At 70.9% G+C, this 1068-nt stretch carries 1 protein-coding gene; it reads right to left on the reverse strand.

Annotated features, from left to right (window positions below; all coding sequences use genetic code 11):
- Positions 1-832 (reverse strand): PHP domain-containing protein (locus AOK24_RS44380; RefSeq protein WP_055725469.1); only part of this gene is annotated, 832 nt, incomplete at its 3' end.
- Between the last annotated feature and the right edge of the window lie 236 nt (positions 833-1068).

The raw sequence follows: 1068 nt of genomic DNA on the forward strand, positions 1-1068 counted from the left end.
GAAATGCCCCCCACGCCCGCCGCGTGATCTCCCCGTACACCTCGGGGTCGGTCGTGTACTCCCCCAGCACGCACGTCTTGCGGCTGCCGTGGTAGTCGCTGGAACCGGTGACAAGGAGCCCCAGTTCGCGGGCGAGCCCCCGCAGCCGTACCCGGGTCTCGGCGTCGTGGTCCATGTGGTCGACCTCGATGCCGTCGAGCCCGGCGGAGGCCATCTCGGCGATGGCGGTGTCCGGGACGGTGAGCCCCCGCTTGCTGGCGCCGGGATGGGCGAACACGGTCACCCCGCCGGCCGCCTTCACCAACCGGATCGCCTCGAAGGGGTCGGTCTCGTGCTTGGCGACATGCGCGCGGCCCCCGTCGGAGAGCCAGCGCTCGGTGAAGGCGTCATCGATGGAGGCCACGGCGCCGGTCTCGACGAGGGCGGCGGCGACGTGGGGACGCCCGACGGACCCGTCCCCGGCGATGCGGGCGACCTGCTCCCAGGTGACGTCGACGCCGAGTTCCCGCAGCCGCGTGACCATGGCCTTCGCACGGGGCACCCGGTCGTCGCGGACCAGTTCGCGCTCGGCGAGGAGCGCGGGCTCCTCGGGGTCGAAGAGGTAGGCGAGCATGTGCATGGAGACGCCGTCGATACGGCAGGACAGCTCGGCGCCGGTGACGAGGGTCAGCCCCTCGGGGAGCGCGGCGATGGCCTCGGCGTACCCGCGGGTCGTGTCGTGGTCGGTGAGGGCGACGACGTCGAGCCCGGCGGCAGCGGCGTTGCGGACCAGCTCGGCGGGGGTGTCCGTACCGTCGGAGGCGGTGGAGTGGCAGTGCAGGTCGATGCGCACGGACGACTCCAGACGGGTGACTGACGGGACGAGGGTGACCTAAGAATAACCGTCCCGAAGAGTGCGATTGTCACACCTCAACACGGAGGGCACCCCTTACCGACCCTCACACAGGCTTCTCCGGCCCACAACCACCGCACAGACACACCTCTCAGGCCCACAACCACCGCGTACACACCCCTCCGGCCCACAGCACACGCCCCTCCGCCCCACAACCACCCCGCACACAACACATC

Origin of the sequence: Streptomyces niveiscabiei, from assembly GCF_001419795.1 — a bacterium.
Taxonomy (GTDB): domain Bacteria; phylum Actinomycetota; class Actinomycetes; order Streptomycetales; family Streptomycetaceae; genus Streptomyces; species Streptomyces niveiscabiei.